We start from the raw sequence: 18,397 nt of genomic DNA on the forward strand, positions 1-18,397 counted from the left end.
AACCCCGAGGGATCCCGGCGACCGCAGCCGTTTTCCGCCGCGACCGCGGAGAACCCGTATGTTGCACGAGGCCGCGACGGAGGCCGAAGCGGAGGCCGAGGCGATACTCGACGCCTATCTGGGGCTCGTCGCCGAGGCGATCGAGACGGTCGGCGACGAGCGCGTCGCCGCGGAGACCTCGATCGACGGGGACCGTCTCGAGGGAACGACCGACGAGGGGCTCTCGGGGCTGTCGATCGAGGAGACGGCCGCGATATTGGCCCTCGCGGGCGACCGCGAGCCGGAGACGATCGTCTACGAGCTTCGCGATCACCTCCTCATGGGAATGACGACGGCGGTTCTGGACGTCGACACGATCGCGGGCGCGATCGACGCGGACCTCTCCGGCCAGGAGGTCCAGCAGGCGCTCGAGGGGCGAGCGCCGATGACGCTCGCCCAGCTCTCGGAGATCCAGGCGGTCATCGAGGACAGAAAGCGATGACGCGGGTCGCGATCGTCGGCTGCGGCTACGTCGGGAGCGAACTCGGCCGCCAGCTTCTGGATCGCGGACACGACGTCCACGGCGTGCGACGCTCCGAGGAGGGCCTCGCTGCCGTCGAGAGCGCCGGAATAACGTCGATTCGGGCCGACGTCACGGATCCCGAGTCGCTTTCGGCGCTTCCGGAGGCGGACGCCGTCGTCTTCGCGGCGAGTTCGGGCGGCCGCGACGCGGCGGCGGCACGGCGGGTGTACGTGTCGGGTCTCGAGAACGTGATCGCGGAGTACGCGTCACGCGAGGAGTCGCCCGACCGGCTCGTCTACACCTCATCGACCGGCGTCTACGGCGATCACGGCGGCGACTGGGTGACGGAGGAGACGCCGATCGACCCGCAAACGGAGAAGACGCGCGTGCTGGCGCGGGCCGAACGCGTCGCGATCGAGGGAGCGGCGAACGCCGGGATCGACGGGACGGTGGCGCGTTTCGCCGGACTGTACGGTCCCGATCGATACCGCCTCGAGCGCTACCTCGAGGGGCCGGTGACCGCCGGGTTCCTCAACATGGTCCACCGCGTGGACGCCGCGGGCGCCGTCCGTCACCTCCTCGCCGAGGACCGCGCTCGAGGCGAAACGGTGCTCGTCGTCGACGACGAGCCGGTCGACAAGCACGCCTTCGCCGACTGGCTGGCCGACGAGTGCGGCGTCGACCGACCGCCGAAGCGATCGACGGCCGAGCGGCTCGCAGAGGGGGACCTCTCGGAGGCGGCGAGACGACGGATCGAGACCGAAAAGCGGTGTCGAAACGACAAGCTTCACGATCTCGGCTACGAGCTTGCGTACCCGACCTACCGGGAGGGATACCGTGCGGCGATCGAGGCGTACCTCGGCGAGTGACCGGCGCGTCCGATCCCAGAGGTCAAAAACGCCGCGTGGTTTCTTGTAGCAAGAGCGGGTGAGAGGGTGTACGGATGGGAGCCGCCACGACCGGGGAACGGCTGATCGCCGACGCGGAGGTGCTCGTGCGCGAGAATCCCGAACTCGCCGTCGCGACCGCGATCGCCGTGGCGGTCGTGTTGGGAAGCGCGTACGCGTTCCTCCGCATCCGTCGCGCGCGCGGCGTCGAGTTTCGCCGCCTGATCGACGAGCGCGAGGAGATCGCGGTGTTGATGCACCCGAATCCGGATCCGGACTCGATGGCCGCGGCCGTCGGCGTCGTCGAGCTCGCCGACCAGCTCGACGTGGATGCGACGATCCAGTATCCGGGACAGATCCGCCACCAGGAGAACCGGGCGTTTCGGACCGTCCTCGAGTTGAACCTCGACCGGATCGACCACGTGACGGATCTGGCCGCCGAGTCGGTCGTGCTCGTCGACCACAACGAGCCGCGGGGGTTCGCCGGATCGGAGGGGATCCTGCCGCTCGCGGTGATCGACCACCACCCCGGGGACGGGTCGGGCGAGGAGTTCACGGACGTTCGGACCGACTACGGCTCGACGGCCACCATCGTCGCGGAGTACTTCGAGGACAACGACGCGACCCCGGTTCCTCCGGACAAACACGCGAGCGAGACCGAGGGCACCTACACCCTCTCGACGCTCGCGGCCACGGGGCTTTTGTACGGGATCCTCTCGGACACGAAACACCTGACCGTCGGCGCCAGCGAGGCGGACTTCGCGGCCGCGAGCTACCTGTATCCCGGCGTCGATCAGGACCGGCTCGACCGGATCGCGAACCCCGCCGTCGACGCGGAGGTGCTCGAGGTGAAAGCGCGGGCGATCGCGGGCCGTCAGGTGGAAGGGTCCTTCGGCGTCGCCGACGTCGGTGCGGTCAACAACGTCGACGCGATCCCCCAGGCCGCGGACGAGCTCATCCAGCTGGAGGGCGTGACGGCCGTGGTCGTGATCGGCGAGCGCGACGACACGATCCACCTGTCGGGGCGGTCGCGTGACGACCGCGTCCACATGGGCAAGGCGATAGAGGAGTGTCTCTCCGCGATCGACGGCGGGAACGGCGGCGGACACGCACGGATGGGCGGCGGGCGGGTCGAGCCGGAGACGACCCCGACCGACGACACCACGGCGGAGGCGGTCGACCGCGACGAACTCACCGAACGGCTGTTCCGTGCGATGACCGGCGACGTGTGAGCGGGCTCAAGATCGCGTGCGCCCCGAGGAGGAGTCATCGCGGCCGAGCGCCTTCTTGAGGAAGTTCATCCACCGCTTTCGATCGGCGGCCTCCCGGCGTTCGGCCTCCGCCTCGAGGGACCCCGAATCGAGGCTCTCGAGCGCCTCCAGGGCCCGGTCGATCCCGACGATCGCGCTCGCGAGTTCGCGCCCCTCCTCGTAGGGGATCGTCCCCTCCTCGATCCGCTCGCGTCGCTCGCGTCGCTCGCGTCGCAGGTTCCGTTTCGCCCGCTCGACGCGGTCGCGCTCGCCCGACGGAACCGTCTCTCGACGCTCGATCTCGAAGACGAACTCCCGGAGGTCGATCGACTCGCCGCGGACCTCGATCGCCTCCGGGATCGAGGTGCCGATCGTCGCCGCCTCGCGGTCGACCCGCTCGAGCAGCTGCTTGCGGCGAAACTCCTTCACGGACGGCGGTAGGGGATCCGATCACTTCGCTCTTCTGGAGCGGACGCCTCGACGACGGCCGGTCCGGCGATCACCCCGACCGGCGTTCGGGCCGACTCGACCGTCCGAGCCGGACGGCCTGTTCGACCGGATCGGGTAAACCGCTCGCGGCCGAGGAACGGACATGGAGGATCTCGAAGCCGAACTCGAGCGGGCCCGCGATCTCGAGATCGACGCGCTCGCGGACGCCATCGAGTCGATCGGGTTCGAGTGTACGCGCTGTGGCGCCTGCTGTAAGGGGTATTACCCGGACGAGGAGGACCCGGCCGAGACGGAGACGGCCGACGGTTCGGACGACGGAATCGACGGCGACGCCGGCGGAACGGCGACGGAGGACGGCATCGCAAGCGACGCCGATACCAGGGACGGGGGCGCCGGCGAGACGGATCGGGAACCGCACACCGCGACGGTGTTCCCCGACGAGGTCCGCGACCTGATCGAGGCCGCGAACGGGGACGATCTGGAGGGGGAGGTGGCAGAGAAGGAGTACGACTGGCGCGACGTCGCCAGACCGATGCCCTACGGGCTGTCCGAGGACGCGGACGGGAATCCGGTCGGGGAGACCTTCGAGTGGGCGCTCCAGACGGACGCCTGTGGCGACTGCACCTTCTACCGCGAGGCGGATGGACGCGGTCGCTGTACCGTCCACGACGATCGGCCGCTGGTCTGTCGGACCTACCCGTTCAGCGTCGCGCTCGGCGGGACGAGCCAGCCGATGGGCGAGGCGGTCGACGGGTCAGGGATGGTCCGCGCCCACGAGTGTGAGGGCCTCGGACGCGACATCGAGAGGGCGGACGCCGAGTCGCTCGCGGCGGCGCTCAAGCGGCGGGCGGTCCGCGAGCTTGAAGAGTCGATCGCGGTCCGCGATGCCTACGATCCCACGGTGCGTGCCGGGACTCACGGCGACGGCCACGACGAGAACGACGGCGGGAACGACGGCGAACCCCGCGACGTGGTGGTCTTCGACTCCGAAGGGCCGAAGCGGGGGGACGGAACGCCGATCGAGTAGACGAACACGAGATCCGATCGCGCTGCCGATCGAACGGCGCTCGATCGCGATCCGGTGGCGGTACACCTATTGTGCTCCGTTCTCACTAACGGGTGGAGGTCTACCTATGGAAATCTCGGATGAACTCCTCTGTCTGTTCAGCGCCGACGTCCGCGAGACGGACGGGTCGTACGTCATCGAGGTACCGAAACGCGAGATCGACACCGGAACGATAGATCCCGGCGAGACCTACCGGGTCGCGCTCATCACCCGCGCGATCGAGGAGGCGAGCGGGGAGGAACTCGGGGAGGCCGCTCCCGAAACCGAGGACGGTCCACAGCCGCCGGTCGAACCCGGCGAGATGCGCTACGTCGAGATCGAGGACATCGGCAAGCAGGGCGACGGGATCGCCCGCGTCGAGCGGGGCTACGTCATCATCGTCCCCGGCGGCGAGATCGACGAGCGCGTCAAGATCGAGGTCACCGAGGTCAAATCGAACTTCGCGGTCGGCGAGATCGTCGACGAGGACGTCTAAGCGGTCCGTCGCAACGGCGTCCCCGATCGCCGACGTTCGAAACGAACCCGAACGAGGTCACTTCTCGGGGGGGACCCTGGCGTCCCAGTAGGAGACGGACGCGACGTAATCGCCGGGGATCGTCTCCCCGATCGCCTCGTCGATCCGCCGAAACGTACGTGCGACGACGCCGGGGAGGCTGCGGTAGAAGCCGTAGGGCAACACGAAGTCGTGTTCCTCGCCGGCGAGCGAGAGATCGGCCGACCGAAGCAGCGAGACGACCTGATCCTCCGAGTAGAGTCGCGACCCCATGGGGAGGATCCAGGTGTAGAGGGTGCGCGCGCTGCGGCGGTTGAACGTGTCGAAGACGATCTGGTCGCTGCTCACCCGACGCATCTCCGCGATGAACCGCTCGGGGTCGTCCATCAGGTGGAAGAACCGCATCGCCAGAACGGTGTCGAAGTGATCGTCGGGAAACGGGAGCCGGGAGGCGTCGCCGCGCATGAACTCGACGAGATCGTCGACGCCCGCATCGCGGACCTTCCGCCGTCCCTGTTCGAGCATCTCGCGGGAGATGTCGAGCCCGACGACCTCGGCGCCGTGGGCGGCGAGCATCGTCGTGAACCGGCCGGTGCCGCAGGCGACCTCGAGGATCCGCGTGTCATCGTCCGGCTCGACCGCCGAGAGCACGGCCTCCCGTTCGCGGCGGTCGATCACGCGCCCGCCGTCGGAAAACCGGACGTCGTCGTACTCCTCGGCGACCTCGTCGGCCTGATACCAGTCCTGTCCCTTCACGCTACCGGACGTTGTACGCCCGACGAACAAAACCGTACTGGATGAGGCGGACGAACGCCGGACGATCCGATCGCAACGATATCGGGCGCGAGCGAACCCGCCTGATCGATCTCTGTCGATCGAACACGATACTATTACCTTATATTGTAGGTATCAGTTTCACCCATATATAGCCAACCTTTACGACGGGTCGATCGGTTTCATACGATATGAGCACTAGTTCCGCGGAGACCAGAACGCCGGAGATCCTGACCGAGGCGGAGTTCCGCGACCGGTTGCGCGAGCTACCCCCGAGCGCGAAGCTCGTGGCGAAGGTCCTCGAGACCGACGCGCCGCTGTCGCAGGGCCGGCTGGCCGAGGAGTCGCTGCTTCCCGACCGGACCGTCAGATACGCCCTCAACCGCCTCGAGGACGCGGAGCTGATCGAGTCGCGCTACAGCTTCAAGGACGCCCGCAAGCAGGTCTACTACCTCCGGAAGTAGCTCGACCGCTCACGAAGGGTCTTTTAGGTCGCCGTGCCTATTCGAGCAGACATGACCCTCTCGGTCGTCGTTCCGACGCTCAACGGGCGTGACCAGCTGGCCGCGGGCCTCGACGCGCTCGCCGCCCACGCGCCCGACGCCGAGGTGATCGTGGTGAACGGTCCCTCGGCGGACGGAACGACGGGAATGGTCCGCAACCGGGACGACGTCGACGTCCTCGTGGAGATCTCCGATCGAACGGTGAACGTCGCGCGGAACGCGGGCATCGAGGTCGCAAGCGGCGACCGGATCGCGCTCGTCGATTACGACAACCGGGTCGGCCCGTCGTGGCTGGAGGGGGTCCGATCCGGACTCGAGCGCGGCGACGTCGTCACGGGACCGGTCTGTCGGTCGCTGCCGGCCGGCCGGACCGCGGAGCGGAGCGAACGGCGACGGATCGCGGGACGGGAGGTCGCGTACTTCGCGGGCGGGAACGTCGCGTTCCGCGCGTCGGTGCTTTATGACCTCGACGGCTTCGACGAGCACCTTCCGACCGGCGGATCGCGAGATCTGGCACACCGGCTCGCGACCCACGATTACGAACTCGTCTGGGAGCCCGAGGCAACCGTCCGCCACGATCCCGGGGAACCGGCCGCGGCCGACGGCGGCGAGCCCGACCACGACTGGCGCTGGAAGTACCGCGCGCTCGCGTATCGACTGGCGAAGAACTACGGTCTCCGTCCGACCGTCCTCCGTCGGATCGGGTCACACGCGGTCGGCGACGCCACCTCGGTTGCCCGTGACGTCCTCTCCGGCGAGGCCACGCCGTCCGGCTGGGTCGGGAACGGCCGGGACGTGGTGGCCGGGACGGCGAGCGGCTTCGGCGAGGGGATGGCCGCCCGAGCGCGCGACCGCTCGCCGAAGCGGAACCCGAACGGCATCTCCAAGCGCGCCGACCGGGCGGTCGCGAAGTACGACTGGCGCGAGGACGCCGCCTGAACCGGCCACCGGCGGACGGAACGTCCCCCAACCGTCGACTGACCATCCGTCGACCGTCCGCCGACCACCCCTCGGCCTCGCGACGTAACCGGTATCCGGACGCGCGAGCAAGGGTTCGTCGATGGAACGAGACGCGGCCGTCGACCGGATCGAGGCGATCCTCGAGACGATCGACGCCGAGACGATGCCTGTTCCGGTCCGGGAGGTGTGGGTCTTCGGGGAGGTCGCGCTCGGGCTCGACCCGATAGACCGTCTCGACGTCTACCTCACGAAGGACGTCCTGTTCGGCGGGGAACGGAAGAACCGGAAGAATCGGGAGGGGGAACGGGACCGCGACTTCGAGGCCGAATTCGGCGTGAAGGGGATCGGCGGAACGGTACGCGCCGAGTGGGCGCTCGACCACCCGGACCTGATCGAGACGAGCGACAACGGGTACGTCGCACCCGAGAAGTGTCTGGCGGCCCACCTCCTGCCGGACGACGAGCCGGTCCACCTCGAGGTGTGTAACGCGAGCTTCGACGCGAACGTCACCCAGCGGCTGGAGGGCGCGCTGGCGCGTGAGATCTACGGGGAGATCCTCGACCCGCGGGGCGTGTGTCTGTGGGTCGACGGCGAGCGCGACGGGGAGGCGCTCGGTCGGCTCCGCGAGGGATCGTTCGCCATGCCCACGCTCGAGGAGGCGCTGGAGATGCTCGGAGCCGACTCCGAGGTGGCGACCGAGGCCGCTGCCGCGATGCGACGCGACCGATCGGACGCGGACGGGGCGTCGGTCCGCGGCGACGTCGTCTAGGAGCCGGCGTCCAACGGTCAACTCGGGACGCGGCCGACCGTCACCTCGAAGGGAACCACCTCGACGCGCTCGTACTCGCCGGCCTGCATGTCGTCGATCACCTCACGACCCATCGAGCGCCAGCGGCCCTTGAGGTCCTCGTAGGCCTCCGGGGAGAGCGCGGCCTCGAGTTCGGCGCGGTGCTCGTCCAGCCCGGACCCGCTCGCCTTCCGAACCGCCGCCTCCATCGACCGCTCGGAGTAGGGCGGCGCGACGCGCTTCTCGTGGAGGTACCGCCGAACGGTGACGTCCCGGAACCCCTCACGGCGGAACAGCTCGCGAACCCGGTCGCCGAGCGCGACGTTCGTTCCCACGCCATCGAGGTAGGCCTCTCGGGCCTCCCGTTCCAGTCGTTTTTCGCGTTCGACCGTCGAGGAGACGCCGACGTCGGCGTTGTTCGGCTCGACGGTCGCCACCAGGTCACTCGAGACGCGCGCAAACTCCCGAACCGCGGCTCGGGGGTCGGGAAGGTTGATGAGGAGCGCCTGGCAGGCGAGCAGATCGACGGAATCGTCTCGAAGGGGAATTCGGGTCGCATCGCCCACACACGTCGAGACCCGCTCCGGATTTCGGTCGCGGGCGACCCGAAGCAGGTCCCGGTCGGCGTCGATCCCGAGAAGCCGCGTCTCGGGGGACGTCTCCTCGGCGAGCACGCGGGTCAACTCGCCGGTCCCGCAGCCGACGTCGAGGACGGACTCCCGCGAGTCCAACTCGAGGTCCGAAAGCGCCTCGCGGTCGTCGGCCCACATGCCGCGGCGCGTGCGGTCGAGGTATTCGGGGGAGAACCGGCGCACGACCGGACGTTTTCGGGGCGGGGCGTTAAGCCCCGCGGATCGTCAGTTCCGAAGCTCGCGGACGCGCTCGATGTTCCACGCGTAGCTGCGGCCGTCCTCGGTGGGCGTCTCGAGCACGAAGGGCAGATTGCGGAGGTCCGGGTGGTTGACGATCCGCTCCATGCCCGCCTCGCCGATGTATCCCTCGCCGATGTGGGCGTGTTCGTCCTTGTTGGTGCCGCAGTCGTGTTTCGAGTCGTTGAGGTGGATACACCGCAGGTGCTCGAGGCCGACGACGTCGTCGAACTCCGCGACGGCGTCGTCGACGCCCGACGCCGTCGAGAGGTCGTAGCCGGCGGCGAAGGTGTGGGCGGTGTCGAGACAGACGTCGAGGTCGCGTTCGGTGAGATCGAGGACGGTCGCGAGGTGCTCGAACTGCCCGCCGAGCTTCGTGCCGGATCCGGCGTCTGACTCGACCAGGATCCGCACGCCTTCGGGTACTTCGAGTTCGTCGATGACGGACGCGGCGTTTTCGAGTCCCGCTTCGACCCCGGCGCCGGTGTGGGCGCCCAGGTGGACGTTGACGAACGGGATGTCGAGATCCGCCGCGGCCTCGAGTTCCCGCTGCATCGACTCGCGTGACTTCTCGCGGAGGTCCGGCTTCGGCGTACAGAGGTTCACGAGGTAGGAGGTGTGGATCACCCAGGGACCATCCAGCCGCTCCGCGGTTCCGGTTCGAAATCGTTCGGCCTCCTCGGAGTCGATGTTCGGGTCCTGCCAGACCTGCGGCGAGTGGGTGAATATCTGTCCGCAGGTGCCGCCGACCTCGATCTGGTTGTCGATCGCGTTGTCCACGCCGCCGGCGATCGACACGTGGGCTCCGACGTTCGGGCTCATGACGGAGGATGGACCGCGAGCGCAAAAGCCGCTTCGAACGGCGACGGACGGTGCGCGAACGGATCGGCCGGCGGACTCGGCCGAGCCGCTACCGCGACCCGGGTTGACGTCGGATCCACGAGCGGGAGCCGTATCGCTCGTCGACGAGTTCGCGCGCCCTGGCGAGTTCGGAGTCGCTCCAGGATCCCTCGTCGGCGTCGGCCCACTCGGCGAGGGTCGCCTCGAGGGCCCCGACTGCGGACTCGCGGTCGTGGTCGACGAGCTCGTCCATGCCCACGACGCGCTCGTGGAACCGGTCGGGAGTCGTCCGCGGGTCGTCGAAGACGCCGAGGTGGGTCTCGGCGTCGACGGCGTAGGTCAGCGAACCGTGCTGCAGGACCGCCTCGTTGCCGCGATGCTGTGCGTTGCCGGCGATCTTCCGTCGGTCGTCCGGCGGTCCGGCCACGAGGTCGTGTGCCGGATGGAGCTCGCGGAGGTAGCAGGCCGGCGTATGGATCGCCGGGCGGGACTCCTCGGCGTAGCCGGCGTCGATCCCGATCCGCGAGAGGAACGCGAGTATCGGCTCACAGAGCAGGTGATAGGAGTCGACGAGCTCGCCGGGGACCGCCCCGGCCGGGACGGCGATGGAGTAGGCGATGTCGCCGAGGAAGTCGTGGTAGATCCCGCCGCCGCCGGTCCGTCGGCGGGTCACGTCGATCCCCGACTCGCGACACCGGTCCCAGTCGACGGTTCCGGGGTCCTGGTGATACCCGAGCGTGAGACAGCTCGGGTCCCACCGGTAGACGCGAACGGTGTAGGGGCCGCCGTCGGCGGCGGTCTCGGCGGCGACCTCGTCAAGCGCCATCTGCATCGCCCCCGGCCGCGCCTCCTCGCGTATCAGACGCCACTCGCCGTCGGGTGCGTTCATGGGTCCCGTTCGGATCGAGACCGAAAAGCCGTTGCGTTCGCCCGGAGCCGACGGTGACATTCGCGTCGATTAGTGAGTTCTATATTGCATTATGGGATTTATCATGGCGATCGACCGGGATCGCATCGCCCTTTTAGGCGTCGCCGGAGTAGCCCCGACATGGTCACGAACATCGCGGGGGTGATGGCGGATCTCGAGCCCGAGGACTTCTATCTCCTCTCGGGCGTCGAGCAGGGGATGCGATTTTCGGAGTGGGTCCGCCGCGACAAGCTCCCCGAATACGCCGATCTCACGCCCGAGGAGGTCGACTACCGGATCGACCGATGCATGGACGAGGAGCTGATCGAGCGGCGGACGATGCAGTACGTGGGCTACCAGCTCACCTTCGAGGGCTACGACGCCCTCGCGTTGCGGACGTTCGCCGAACGAGAGACGCTCCAGGGGATCGGCGCACCGCTCGGGGTCGGCAAGGAAAGCGACGTCTACGAGGTGCGGTCGTTCAAGCCGCTGGCGTTGAAGTTCCATCGGGAGGGCTATACGAACTTCCGGGAGGTGATGAAGGAACGCGAGTACACCGCCGATCGCCAGCACGTCTCGTGGCTCTACACCGCGCGCAAGGCGGCCGAACGCGAACACGAGGCGCTCGAGACGCTGTATCCCGACGTCTCGGTGCCGCGGCCGGTCGATCAGAACCGCCACGCGATCGTGATGGACAAATTCGACGGGGTGGAACTGGCCCGCGCGAAACTGGAGTCCGAACAGGCCCTCGGCGTGTGCGATCTCGTGATCCGCGAGCTCGAAACGGCCCACGGGGAGGGTTGGATCCACGCCGACATGTCCGAACACAACGTCGCGGTCGCGGAGGGCGGGATCACGATCTTCGATTGGCCCCAGGCGGTCCGGCGGGACCACGAGAACGCCCGGGAGTTTCTCGAACGGGATCTCCGGAACCTCACCCGCTATTTCGTCCGGAAATATCCACGTGAGATGCCGGATTCCGTCGACGTAGCCGGGCTCGCCGACGCCGTCGCGGAGGGAACCTTCGAGACGGTCCGCGAGTTCGACGATTTATAAACCATATGGTGCGATAGAAAATCCGCCATAGCGAAAGTCCCGTTTTCACACCCGACGCGTCAGGTGGTCACGAACGGCCCGTTGACAGTCCCGACAGCGATCGACGAGGCGAGCGATCGTCGCCAACACCGGATGGGAGCTTTCGAAGTCCGCATAGAGGTGCTCGAGAAGTGACCGGTGGGTGATCCCGACGGAGCCGTCGTGGCTCGTCGTGCTCGCGATCAGCCGCTGGCGTTCGGCGGCGACGTGTTCACATCGCTCGCAGTGTCGATCGATGGCGTCGTGGCGGTCGGAGAGGGCATCGAAGTCGAGTCGAAGGAGCGGGGTTTCGTCGGCGCAAGCGATCCACTCGACGACGGCGTCGATCTCCTCGCGTGCGGCTCGAAGCGACCGACGCTCCCGGTCGAGGGCCGTCTCCATCGTTCGGAGCTTCTCGCGGCGGTCCGCGACGGCGGAGCGGATCGCCTGCTGGAGGTCTCGAGTCAACCGGTCGGGCGTGCCGGGAGCGAGGGCGAGCGCGACGCTATCGCCGAGCGACGAGCGAACTGCCGCATCCACGGAGTCGCCGTCGAGACCCGCGGTGGTATGGGGCGCGACGGTCTCGGCGAAGACCTCGCGAACTCGGGTCGTTCCGCCGGATCGAGCACCGGATTCGGCGGCCGCGCCCGGGATCGAGACGGTTCCACCGTCGGTCACACCGGCGGGGCTCGTGGTCGTGCCGGTTGGGGCGGGCGAGACGGGGTCCATCTCCCGAACGGTCGCGTCGAACCGCCCGAGCGCGCTCCGCTCTTTGGTGGCGCGGTCGCATTCAGACTCAACGCGATCGAGGGCCTCGTGGACGGGCGTTCGGACGGTCATCGATCGCCCCCCGACCGCTCGCAGACGATGAGGTCGTGGTGGGCGAGGCCGTCGTCGTACCGCCGAAGGGCCGAGCGATAGCGTTCGGCCTCGCGAGCGGCGTTGCGTGCGATCTCACGGCTCTCGAAGGAGAGACCGGCAACCGGGACGGGCGTCTCGCCGGTGCGCGCGCACACGAGACGATACCGCCCCACGTCACTTGCGAGCGATTCGATCCGATCCCGGACGTCACGGAGCGTGACCTGCATGATTTAGGTCGTCCTAAAACCCGAGAGTACAAGTAATTTAGGCATGCCTAAACGCCGGTCGGGCGTGCGCCGACCGTCGCCGGGGATCGGTTGATCCCTACGGCCGACCCGTTGGCACAAGGGCGCGTTTGAGCCTTCGGAACGGCTTTTGGTGGAACCCGAGTGGCCACACGTATGAACAGACCCTCCCGTCGGAGCTTTCTCGGTGGAAGCGCCCTGACGCTCGCCGCGTTGACCGGCACGCTCGATCCGGATCGCCACCTGCGACCGTCGGCGTCCGCGGGCGTCGCTGACCTGGCCGACGAGTACGATCTCCCGAGCGCGCTCGCGGACGCGCTCGAGGCGATCCCGGCCGAATCGGCCGTCGAGATGTCCTACCGGCTCGTCGTGGCCGAGGACGTCTCCGCGATCGACGAGGCCGAGAACCTCCCGCACCAGGCACGCGTCGCCGGACGCGAACTCGGCGTCGAGGCGGCCGACCTGGAGATGGTCGCAACGGCGATCGCACACGACTATCGCCGGCGGCTCACGGTGGCCGTCGGATCGATGGACCGCGAGGCGGACGGAGAGACGATCGAGACCGCCGAGGGATGGCGGCTCGCGGACGACGGCGAAACGACGGTCGCGAGCGTCGAGGGGCGGACCGCGTTCGTCGCCGGCGAGGACGCCGAGGAACGCCACGCCGACGCGCGGGCGGTCGCCGGAGCGGCGCGCGGCGAAGTCGACCGGCTGGTCGAAGCGGACGACCACGCCGGCGCGGCCTTCGAGCGACTCGTCGGGTTCTCGACGGTCCTCTTCGTCCCCGACGCCGCGGACTCCGGGTTCCGAACGCCCGCGATCGGGAGCCTCGAGGCGTTCGCGGGGGGATTCGAGGTGCATCCCGCGAATCTCGAGGATCGATCCGAGGCGGAGTACGTCCTGTTCACGGACGGAAGCGAACCGGACGAGGAGACGGTCCGGTCGCTGATCGAGGAGGTCGGCGCCGGTATCGTACGCGAGACGGCGATCGATCGTGAGTCGAGCGACGGGGACCTCGTCCACGTTCGGGCGGTCCTCGAGGCGCCGCCGGAGTACGACCGCGAGGCGGCCCCGGAGGTCCGCGTCCAGTCGTCGCTCGATCGCGACGAGGGGACGCTCGCCATCGAACACGTCGGCGGCGAGGCGGTCGAGGGCGAGGCCCTCTCCGAGCTGGAACTCTGGGTCGACGGGGAGCTCGTCGACGCCCAGCCGGGGGACCGGGTCGAGACGTTCGAGCCGGGGGACGCGATGGACGTTGCAGTCGACCCTCTCTCGCGCGTGATCCTCCGGTGGTTCGACGAGGACGGGAACCGCCAGTACGTCTACGTGAACGAGGCGATCGACGAGGAGGCGTTCAAGTTCGCATACGACCTGGAGGAGGGCGCCCTCGAGGTGACCTACGTCGGCGAGCGGGACGCCGACCCGGATCGCGTGGAGCTGGTACACCGCGGTTCCGACGGCGTTCGACTCCCGGACGGGTTCGAGGGTTCGACCCCGATCACGACGGGCGAAACCGCCACGGTCGAGGACGTCGCGGTGGACGACGTCGTCACGGTCGACATCGACGTTCCGGAGGTTCCCGGCGTCTCGGAGCGTCCCCTGCGTCGGTTCCACGTCACCCCGCCGCGGCTCCACCTGCACCGACGCGAGGGATCGGTGGCGGCCGTCTACCACGACGAGCGGGACCGGCCGGCCGCGGAGTTCCGGACGCTCGTCGACGGCGAGCCCGCCGACGTCCAACTCGAGGATCGAACGGAGACGCTCTCGGAGGGGGACGCGATCGATCTCGGCGAGATCCCGATCGGAAGCACGGTCGTCGTCGAGTGGCTGAAGCCGGAGGAGCCGGTGACGGTGGACGAACACCACGTGACCCCCGAGGCGTTCGTCGACGTGGAGTACGACGCGGAGTCCGGGACCGTTCGGGTTGAACACCGGGACGGCGACGTGATGGACGCGGAGAACGTCGAGCTTCGAATCGACGAGGAACTCGCCGAAACGCAGCCGAGCGACGAACACGACGAGTTCGGCCCCGGCGACGTCGTGACCGCCGAGGCGACGCCGTTCGCGACCGTCGAGGCCGTCTGGGTGGGCGAGGAGGCCGAGCGGGGACTCGGCGGGACGACGACCGCACGGAACGCGATCGAGGCGACCTACGACCCCGGAACCGGGGAGATGGAACTGACCTACGTCGGCGAACAGCCGGCCGATCCGGCGGGTCTCGAGGTGTCGATCGACGGTCCGAGCGGGTCCCGAACGGTCGTGGAAACCGGAACGAGCGCGAGCGGGAGTGGAGGCAGCAGCGGCGGAACGGAGAGCAGCAGCGGTGAGGAGAACGGCGACGGTGGGGGAGAAAGCGGTGAGGAGAACGGCGACGGCGGAAGCGGCGGTGACGCGAACGAAAGCGAAGGCGATGAGCCCGCGGAGCCGCCGTCCTTTGCCGAGGAGTACGAGGAGCTGACGGAGGGCGATTCGATCGTCCTCGAGGCGGAGATCGGCGACCGGGTGCGGGTGAGCGTGCGCCACGAGACGGCCAACACGGTCTCGGTCCGGTCGATCGGCCACTTCCCGACGCGACCCCGACACGCGTTCACCTTCCGACGGGGATCCGAAGGACCGATACCGGGAGTCAACCGTTCCGGCGACGGAGCCGAGTCGTCATCCGATCCGACTCCGGACTCGAGGAACCCGGACGAGCTGTACGCCGTCTACGTCGGCCGGGTCGACCGGGACGCATCGGAGTTCCGGCTGCTCGTCGACGACGAGCCCGCGGAGGACCAGCCGGCCGACGAACACGACATGCTCGAGGGCGGGGACGCGATCCCGGTCGGGAAACCGGAGGTGGGAACGACGCTCCGGGCCGAGTGGACGGTCCCCGACGAGCCCGTCGGGGTCGGAGCCGAGACCATCGCCCCGGAGGCGAGCTTCGAGGTGGAACGCGACGGCGACGACGGGGGACTGGTCGTTCGACACGCGGGCGGCCACCCGATCGACGCGGAGCGGCTCTCCGTACACGTTCCAGGGCACACCGAAGGGCCGATCCCGTGGAACGGCGAGGGGACGGTACGGGAGGGCGACTCGACGACGATCGACGCGGAGGACTCACCGGGAGAGGTGATCGTGCTCTTCGACGAGCGCGAGGTGCTCGATCACGCGACGATCGAATGACTCCGGTCGGGTGAGGCCGGTCGGGTGACGACAAGCGCCAGTCGGGACGACCGCGGACGGACGGTCCGTCACCGAAGGTGGCCGCTAAGGGGTTAGTCGTCCGCGGGGGCGACGCCGGCGGCACCGGCACCGCCGGAGCCGGCGTCGGCGGTGAGCGTGTGATAGAGCATGATGAGCATCGACACGATGAGCGCGCCGCCCCAAAGCAGCGTCGTCGGCATGAGGAACGTGAGCCCGGCGCCCTCGCCGATCCAGACCGTGAGCGGAACGCCCCACTGGCCCGCGACGAAGAGGACCGTCACGGCGGTCCGAAGGGTTCCGGCCACGCCGAGCGCCGGCACGGCAAAGCCCATCACGATGGCGAGGATGGAGAGGACGCCGAGGTGTGCGTGTCCGCCGATCATCCACGGCGGGACCGCGCCGCCGCTCGAGAGGATGATCGACTGGTGAAGCCCCACGGCCATCATCACGGCCAATCCGAGAAAACCGGACGATTTGAGCGCCTTCGTCATGGTTGGTCGGTACCACATGGCGAAACCTGTTAAATTTTGAGGAACTCGGGGAACGTGTTCGGGTCGACGGCCGCCCTCCGTGGTCGGCGTTCCTCACTGAAACCGGACGCCGAGCTCCGAGAGCCGCTCGTTGTGCATCGCGACGTTGACCAAAAGCGGCGTGAGCGACTCGACCTCGGCGGCGTTGTCGATCGATCCGGCGTCCAGCGCGCGGAGCCCGTCGATGGCCTCCGCGAGCATGGAGACGATGTCCTTCGCGTCGGGGTCGTCGCCGAGGATCAACGTGTCGATCCCGAGGTCGCGATCGAGGTTTGCCAGCCGACCGGCGGGGAGGTTGTGGAACGCGCCGACGACCGAAACGTCGTCGGGCGCCGCGTCCGCGGCGATCCGGGTGACGCTTCCGGCGCCGGGGCGGTGGTAGTGGAAGCCGTCGTCCTCGCGTTTCATCCCCACGGCCGGCGAGACGAGCACGTCGTCCGCCCCGAGACGATCGGCGACCTCCTCGACGGTGTCGCCGACGTGGTAGGGCGGAACGGCGAGGACGACCACGTCGGCGCGGTCGGCCGCCATGGCGTTCTCGAAGCCGCCGATCGACGCGTCGACGCCGCGGCTGTCGAGTTCGGTCTCGTACTCCCGGGCCTTCGAGCGCGCGCGCTCGGGGTCGCGCGAGCCGACGATGACGTCGTGGTTCGTGTGGAACGCCCACCGGAGCGCCAGGCCCTCCCCGACCTCCCCGGTTCCGCCGAGTATCGCGATTCGCATATCCACACTGGCGGCGGCGGCGTCTTAGGTGCGTCGCTCGAGGAGGTCGACGAGGGCGTTCACGTCCTCGACGACGGCGTCGGCGCCGGCCGAGGCGTAGGTCTCTCGCCCCGATTCGCCCGTGAGCCCGCCTGTCAACACGCCGATCCCGTAGTAGACGCGATCGGGGTCCGCCTCGTCGGCGTTGCGGGCCGTCCGAACGTCGTCGAGGGTGTCGCCGACGAACGCGACCACGTCGGCGTCGAACCGCTCGGCGAGCGTCCGAAGCGCGCGGGGGTGCGGCTTCCCCTCCTCCCAGTCGTCCATGGTGAACCGGCGGCTCGAGGGGAGATCGAGGCCGGCCCGGTCGAGCGCGATGTCGGCCTCGGAGGCGGGGCGACCGGTGAGAACGCCGACGTCGAAGCGCGATCGAAGCGTCGAGATCGTCCCGGGGCGAACGAGCACGGGCTCGTCGGCGATGAATCCGGACGTTTCGAACGGCGGCTCGCCGCCCTCCAGCTCGCGGTAGAGATCGGCGCCGAGATAGAGCGCCTGGAAGACCTCGCGGAGCCGGTCGGGATCCCACGCGTCGAGGACGGCCGCGCGCGACTCGTCGGGGAGCGTCTCGAGGACGGTTTTCGCGCCCTCGAGTCCGCCCCCGGCGTCCGCGATCCGGGCCGTGAACTCCTCGACGTCCAACTCGAGACCGTCCGCTCGCGCGAGCACGTAAAGCGCCGCGGCGTCCGTGAGCTCCCAGTCGTTGTTGAACCCGCCGGCGTTCTTGAACGCCTGGATGGCTCCGCGGTCGATGGTCCGCCCGTACACGCGCTCGATCGACTCCACGATCGCCCGCCGGTAGGAGTCGGCGACGTCGACGAGCACCCCGTCGACGTCGAGCACGACTGCGTCGACCTGCATACCCTCCCTCGCGCGGCGGCGCGAAAAACCGTTCCGACTGGCGCGTGCTCGCCGCGTGGCGAGCCGGTCACGACTGCCCGCGCGACTCGGAGACCACGTAGAGGGTGTCCGATCCGACGGTCCGCCGCTCGACGCGAAGCGAGGGCGAGGGATCCTCGAACCCGAGCGTCGTGAACGCGGCCGCGGCGTCGAGCCGTTCGGCGAGGCGGACGGTCGCCGGTTGGATCTCCGCCGGGAGGTTTCGACCGTAGACCAGGGCGACCGGGGCGGCGTCCGCGTCGGCCTCCGGGATCGGAAGCGACCGACGCGGCGACGCCGACATCGCGAGGTCGTGGACGTCGAGGCGAGCGAACGCGACCTCGTCGGGAACCGGCCGGTCGACGACGTCGATCGCGATCACCCGGTATCCGGTTCCCGCGAGCGCGCGGGCGACGTCCGGTCGACGTCCGATCCCGACCTCCAGGAGGACGGGAGAGTCCGAGAGGTTCCGAAACGAGTCACGGGCCGCCGAGCCGGTCGGTCCTCGGGGGTCCGACGCGGCGAGTTCGGCGAGCGCGTTCGGGAGCGAGCACGAGGGAGATCCGGTCACGCCG

The 18,397-nt window shown here is 69.0% G+C and carries 21 protein-coding genes; 10 read left to right on the plus strand and 11 right to left on the minus strand.

Features of this window, described 5'->3' with window-relative positions; all coding sequences use genetic code 11:
- Positions 1 to 58: 58 nt before the first annotated feature.
- The 3 genes from ACZ5YD_RS08570 (at position 59) to ACZ5YD_RS08580 (ending at position 2,621) form a co-directional block, all read left to right on the plus strand.
- The gene (locus tag ACZ5YD_RS08570) at positions 59 to 481 is read left to right on the plus strand and encodes a DUF5791 family protein (RefSeq protein ID WP_379742367.1); all 423 of its coding nucleotides are present in this window, start codon (positions 59 to 61) and stop codon (positions 479 to 481) included.
- Entirely contained in the window at positions 478 to 1,371 is an 894-nt protein-coding gene (locus tag ACZ5YD_RS08575; RefSeq protein WP_379742370.1) for an SDR family oxidoreductase, read from the plus strand. Before ACZ5YD_RS08570 ends, ACZ5YD_RS08575 begins: the two co-directional genes overlap by 4 nt.
- 74 nt (positions 1,372 to 1,445) lie before the next feature.
- Positions 1,446 to 2,621 (plus strand): DHH family phosphoesterase, encoded by a 1,176-nt coding sequence (locus ACZ5YD_RS08580; RefSeq protein ID WP_379742373.1) that lies wholly within the window; start codon positions 1,446 to 1,448, stop codon positions 2,619 to 2,621.
- Between the two features lie 6 nt (positions 2,622 to 2,627).
- Here the strand turns inward: ACZ5YD_RS08580 and ACZ5YD_RS08585 are convergent, their stop codons facing one another.
- Positions 2,628 to 3,068 carry a DUF5788 family protein gene (locus tag ACZ5YD_RS08585; RefSeq protein ID WP_379742376.1) on the minus strand — a complete coding sequence of 147 codons (441 nt, stop codon included), beginning with the start codon at positions 3,066 to 3,068 and terminating at the stop codon, positions 2,628 to 2,630.
- Between the two features lie 163 nt (positions 3,069 to 3,231).
- Between ACZ5YD_RS08585 and ACZ5YD_RS08590 the strand changes: the two genes are divergently transcribed.
- The gene (locus tag ACZ5YD_RS08590) at positions 3,232 to 4,116 is read left to right on the plus strand and encodes a YkgJ family cysteine cluster protein (RefSeq protein ID WP_379742379.1); all 885 of its coding nucleotides are present in this window, start codon (positions 3,232 to 3,234) and stop codon (positions 4,114 to 4,116) included.
- A gap of 106 nt (positions 4,117 to 4,222) precedes the next feature.
- A complete protein-coding gene (locus ACZ5YD_RS08595) occupies positions 4,223 to 4,630 on the plus strand; it encodes a TRAM domain-containing protein (protein ID WP_379742383.1) in 408 nt (135 codons plus the stop codon).
- Between the two features lie 57 nt (positions 4,631 to 4,687).
- On the opposite strand, the gene ACZ5YD_RS08600 is transcribed toward ACZ5YD_RS08595, so the two are convergent.
- Positions 4,688 to 5,404, minus strand: a complete 717-nt coding sequence (locus ACZ5YD_RS08600; RefSeq protein ID WP_379742386.1) for a class I SAM-dependent methyltransferase — start codon at positions 5,402 to 5,404, stop codon at positions 4,688 to 4,690.
- Between the two features lie 209 nt (positions 5,405 to 5,613).
- Here ACZ5YD_RS08600 and ACZ5YD_RS08605 point away from each other — a divergent pair, with 209 nt between their 5' ends.
- The 3 genes from ACZ5YD_RS08605 to ACZ5YD_RS08615 all read left to right on the plus strand — a co-directional run bounded on the left by ACZ5YD_RS08605 (position 5,614) and on the right by ACZ5YD_RS08615 (position 7,654).
- Positions 5,614 to 5,886: a MarR family transcriptional regulator gene (locus tag ACZ5YD_RS08605; RefSeq protein WP_379742389.1), complete on the plus strand. Its 273-nt coding sequence runs from the start codon at positions 5,614 to 5,616 to the stop codon at positions 5,884 to 5,886.
- A gap of 51 nt (positions 5,887 to 5,937) precedes the next feature.
- A complete protein-coding gene (locus ACZ5YD_RS08610; protein WP_379742392.1) occupies positions 5,938 to 6,864 on the plus strand; it encodes a glycosyltransferase family 2 protein in 927 nt (308 codons plus the stop codon).
- A 121-nt stretch (positions 6,865 to 6,985) separates the two neighbouring features.
- Positions 6,986 to 7,654: a DUF7095 family protein gene (locus ACZ5YD_RS08615; RefSeq protein WP_379742395.1), complete on the plus strand. Its 669-nt coding sequence runs from the start codon at positions 6,986 to 6,988 to the stop codon at positions 7,652 to 7,654.
- 17 nt (positions 7,655 to 7,671) lie between these two features.
- Here the strand turns inward: ACZ5YD_RS08615 and ACZ5YD_RS08620 are convergent, their stop codons facing one another.
- The 3 genes from ACZ5YD_RS08620 to ACZ5YD_RS08630 all read right to left on the minus strand — a co-directional run bounded on the left by ACZ5YD_RS08620 (position 7,672) and on the right by ACZ5YD_RS08630 (position 10,270).
- Complete coding sequence (locus tag ACZ5YD_RS08620) at positions 7,672 to 8,487, minus strand: class I SAM-dependent methyltransferase (RefSeq protein WP_379742398.1); 816 nt, start codon at positions 8,485 to 8,487, stop codon at positions 7,672 to 7,674.
- Between the two features lie 42 nt (positions 8,488 to 8,529).
- Complete coding sequence (locus ACZ5YD_RS08625) at positions 8,530 to 9,363, minus strand: deoxyribonuclease IV (protein WP_379742401.1); 834 nt, start codon at positions 9,361 to 9,363, stop codon at positions 8,530 to 8,532.
- Between the two features lie 88 nt (positions 9,364 to 9,451).
- Positions 9,452 to 10,270, minus strand: a complete 819-nt coding sequence (locus ACZ5YD_RS08630) for a lipoate--protein ligase family protein (protein WP_379742404.1) — start codon at positions 10,268 to 10,270, stop codon at positions 9,452 to 9,454.
- Between the two features lie 159 nt (positions 10,271 to 10,429).
- Here ACZ5YD_RS08630 and ACZ5YD_RS08635 point away from each other — a divergent pair, with 159 nt between their 5' ends.
- Positions 10,430 to 11,344, plus strand: a complete 915-nt coding sequence (locus tag ACZ5YD_RS08635; protein ID WP_379742407.1) for an RIO1 family regulatory kinase/ATPase domain-containing protein — start codon at positions 10,430 to 10,432, stop codon at positions 11,342 to 11,344.
- A 45-nt stretch (positions 11,345 to 11,389) separates the two neighbouring features.
- Here ACZ5YD_RS08635 and ACZ5YD_RS08640 read toward each other — a convergent pair whose 3' ends face one another.
- The gene (locus tag ACZ5YD_RS08640; protein ID WP_379742410.1) at positions 11,390 to 12,202 is read right to left on the minus strand and encodes a DUF7260 family protein; all 813 of its coding nucleotides are present in this window, start codon (positions 12,200 to 12,202) and stop codon (positions 11,390 to 11,392) included.
- Positions 12,199 to 12,450: a DUF7552 domain-containing protein gene (locus ACZ5YD_RS08645; RefSeq protein ID WP_379742413.1), complete on the minus strand. Its 252-nt coding sequence runs from the start codon at positions 12,448 to 12,450 to the stop codon at positions 12,199 to 12,201. The genes ACZ5YD_RS08640 and ACZ5YD_RS08645 overlap by 4 nt, the downstream gene beginning before the upstream one ends.
- A gap of 174 nt (positions 12,451 to 12,624) precedes the next feature.
- On the opposite strand from ACZ5YD_RS08645, the gene ACZ5YD_RS08650 reads away from it, so the two are divergent.
- Positions 12,625 to 15,633: a hypothetical protein gene (locus ACZ5YD_RS08650; RefSeq protein ID WP_379742416.1), complete on the plus strand. Its 3,009-nt coding sequence runs from the start codon at positions 12,625 to 12,627 to the stop codon at positions 15,631 to 15,633.
- Between the two features lie 92 nt (positions 15,634 to 15,725).
- Here ACZ5YD_RS08650 and ACZ5YD_RS08655 read toward each other — a convergent pair whose 3' ends face one another.
- From ACZ5YD_RS08655 to ACZ5YD_RS08670, 4 genes are all read right to left on the minus strand, one after another.
- Complete coding sequence (locus tag ACZ5YD_RS08655; protein WP_379742419.1) at positions 15,726 to 16,145, minus strand: DUF8059 family membrane protein; 420 nt, start codon at positions 16,143 to 16,145, stop codon at positions 15,726 to 15,728.
- Positions 16,146 to 16,238: 93 nt separating this feature from the next.
- Positions 16,239 to 16,907 (minus strand): NADPH-dependent F420 reductase, encoded by a 669-nt coding sequence (gene npdG / locus ACZ5YD_RS08660; RefSeq protein ID WP_379742422.1) that lies wholly within the window; start codon positions 16,905 to 16,907, stop codon positions 16,239 to 16,241.
- 24 nt (positions 16,908 to 16,931) lie between these two features.
- Entirely contained in the window at positions 16,932 to 17,804 is an 873-nt protein-coding gene (locus ACZ5YD_RS08665) for a TIGR01548 family HAD-type hydrolase (RefSeq protein WP_379742425.1), read from the minus strand.
- A gap of 67 nt (positions 17,805 to 17,871) precedes the next feature.
- Entirely contained in the window at positions 17,872 to 18,393 is a 522-nt protein-coding gene (locus tag ACZ5YD_RS08670; protein ID WP_379742428.1) for a UPF0146 family protein, read from the minus strand.
- Between the last annotated feature and the right edge of the window lie 4 nt (positions 18,394 to 18,397).

This window comes from Halopenitus salinus (genome assembly GCF_055397165.1).